Origin of the sequence: Streptomyces sp. NPDC057654 (genome assembly GCF_042800135.1) — a bacterium.
Classification (GTDB): Bacteria; Actinomycetota; Actinomycetes; order Streptomycetales; family Streptomycetaceae; genus Streptomyces.
Genome location: NZ_JBHVHQ010001042.1, coordinates 1 through 2,707 on the forward strand (window position 1 = coordinate 1; position 2,707 = coordinate 2,707).

At 67.3% G+C, this 2,707-nt stretch carries 3 protein-coding genes; all 3 read left to right on the plus strand.

Going from position 1 to position 2,707, the window contains the following annotated elements; all coding sequences use genetic code 11:
• Positions 1-238 precede the first annotated feature (238 nt).
• Entirely contained in the window at positions 239-643 is a 405-nt protein-coding gene (locus ACFU99_RS40100; RefSeq protein WP_384402639.1) for a hypothetical protein, read from the plus strand.
• Positions 640-1,770 (plus strand): hypothetical protein, encoded by a 1,131-nt coding sequence (locus ACFU99_RS40105; RefSeq protein WP_384402642.1) that lies wholly within the window; start codon positions 640-642, stop codon positions 1,768-1,770. Before ACFU99_RS40100 ends, ACFU99_RS40105 begins: the two co-directional genes overlap by 4 nt.
• A gap of 188 nt (positions 1,771-1,958) precedes the next feature.
• The gene (locus ACFU99_RS40110; RefSeq protein ID WP_384402645.1) at positions 1,959-2,267 is read left to right on the plus strand and encodes a hypothetical protein; all 309 of its coding nucleotides are present in this window, start codon (positions 1,959-1,961) and stop codon (positions 2,265-2,267) included.
• Positions 2,268-2,707 lie beyond the last annotated feature (440 nt).

Below are 2,707 nucleotides of genomic sequence, written 5' to 3' on the forward strand. Positions count from 1 at the left end.
TCTTCTGTCCTCTCGCCGCCGCACCATGGTGGATGCGGGCAAGCGGGTGTGCCCGCTTGCCCCTCTTCCCCTCGGGCTGCGATACCCGTTGCGGCGATGCGCTGCCAGGGGGACGGCTGAGCGCGACTGTGACTCTACTGGCATTCAACCCGGGGTACAAAGAGTACAGATGACTTATCAAGTCGCATTGATAAAATGACTTCACAGACTAGTCGAACAAGGCAGGAAGAGGTCGCGCATGACCGTCACACAGGAGCTGGAGAAGACGAAGCAGCCTGCGCGCGGCACGAAGAGGAAGTCCCCGGGCGCGACGCAGAGCGGCAGCGGCCGCCAGGGCATGTTCATCCGGCTGAGTCCGGACGAGAAACAGCGTGCGGAGTACTGGGCTGACAAGCGCGGGTTCTCCTCGGTGAACGCGTACGTGGCCGAGGCGGTGGCCGAGAAGATCCGGCGCGAGAACCTCGACTATGACCTGCCGACCCTGGAGATCGCTCGTCTCAACGAGCTCGTCGACCAGGTCGCGGCACTGGCGACGAACTCGGCGAACCTCGAACGCGTCGTCACCACGGGCTTCGACTCGCTGGTCGGGCTCACTCGCGGCGACAACTACCTCCTGGACCACGAGGACGGCGAGTTCGGATGAGCCGGGACTTCGCAGAAATGCTGGAAGCGGCCACACCCACCGACGAAGTGATGGAGGTGGACACGTCTTTCCTCGACGCCTATCGGCGCGGTGGGAGCGAGGAGCTCAAGCGTGTCCAGGCCCAGGCGGCTCAGTCTGAGCTTGAGGTGGCAACGCCCGAGTCGGGGGAGCAGTTTGATGAGGCGGGCGACGCCGGCTCGCAACCCGCGGTCGAAAGCCTGGAGGCTGATCTCGATGAGGGCGCCGAAGAAGATCGCCTGGAGCGGGACCACGAGACCGACGCCGGCGACGTTGAGCGGGCCGGCGGATCCAACCAGCGCGGTGGTGGTGACGGCGGTGGACAGGGAGGAACTGCCGGGGTGTTCCCGGGCGGCGTGTCGGCGGGTCCTGCTGCCGGTGCTGTTCCGGCTCCCGGGGCGCAGTCGCACGTGGAGAACGCGGCGAGAGCCGAACCCGCGCAGGTGACGCCCGGCTCGCTGCAGCTCACCGACTATCAGGACGCCGTGCAGAGCGCGGCGTCGAAGGGGGGCTCGGGCAGAGCGGCCGAGACCGCCACACTCCCCCAGTCGGGCTTCCGGCTCACCGGCGTGCAGAGCCAGCCGCACATCAAGGCGCTGCCCGAGAGCATCATGAACGCGTTGCGCGAGCATCTGCGAGCAGCCGCAGTCCGTGAGCTGGGCGTGAGCGACGGCGCTGCTCGGGAGTTCAGCCAGCGGCTGAGCCAGGGCACGCTGGTGACGGCGTTCCTGATGGCACAGCTCGACCTGCACCTTGATGCCGATCCTGCCACCGGGCGCGCCGTCGAGCTGTTCCGTTCTCGCGACCCGCTGCTGGGCAGTGTGGTGGCGCACCTGGCGGACATCGAGGCCGCTGAACGCGAGCGGGACAGGTTGCTGCGCAAGCTGCGCAATGAGGTGGGCGAGGTGCGCCAGACCAGCGCGGTCATCGAGCAGGCGCTGGCGTACTCCATCGCCGACCGCACGGAGAACTTCCTGCGGGGCTCGCACAATCTCCACGACGCGCCGATTGCGCACAAGGAGGCGCTCTATTTCCGGGACAGGGTCCGGGAGGCGACCAGGAAGCAGCTGAAGCTTGAACGCGAGCGGGAAGGACGGCCGATCCGGTGATCACGACAGCCGGGGTTGTCGGCACCTGGAGGGACACGAGACGCTCGGTAAGGTGCTGCGGGTGACCGCGGCCGGCTCGGCGTGGCGATGCCGACCCCGCCGGCGAGTTCGCGCTTTCGTGCACACAACGCCGAATCACGAGCGCATCCGTGCACGTGACTACGGAAGCTGACAATGAGGGAGTTGCGGTGAACGCACTTGGCCCCATGCACTTGGGCATCTGTGGAATGGGCGGAGACGCCTGGAAGGTTTTGGTCCTGGACGACCCACAGGCAGAGCTGGACAAGATCCAAGTCCGCATCGACGCGGGCGAGGTCTTCACCACGGTCACCGTGACCACGAGCCATACTGGCCTGGACCGCACCCTGGACGTAGCCCTCGATTCCCCAGTGGCCTCCTGTGAACTCCTGCCACCGGAACCTACCTCGATCACCGGGACCCTCACTCCGCAGCCGGGCGGTCGACTCACCTTCGCTCCAGAGGGCGATGCCTGGTGAAATAGAGTGCCCCGGGAGGAGAGCCGCCTATACCTCTCCTGCCCGTCGTGCGGGATCGTCGGTGAGCCGGACTTCGTCGACTACGTCCTCAGCACAGACCGCGAGCATGCCCTTGAAGGTCGGCTGCGGCTCCTGCTGCATCTGCACCGAGATCTCCCAGACCGACGTGTGGTCACACCACGGCTTGCCCCGCCCGCGTGGATGGGGTCAATCGCTGGGGCTGCGGCCTCAACCGGCCCGGTCCAGTCTCCGCCGGTGTCCGTACCGACTACCTGCGCGGCGTCGAGCGCCCTGCCGACCAGTGGGCTGCCGCCCGGGTCCGGGCCGCCGAGGACGACGCACGTGAGCGTGGCACCCTGCCCTGGTGGACTTCGTGAGCGCACTCACGGCGGCAGAAGCCACCTGCTCGCCGGGGTCTGCGCAGGTGTCCGATGTCCGCC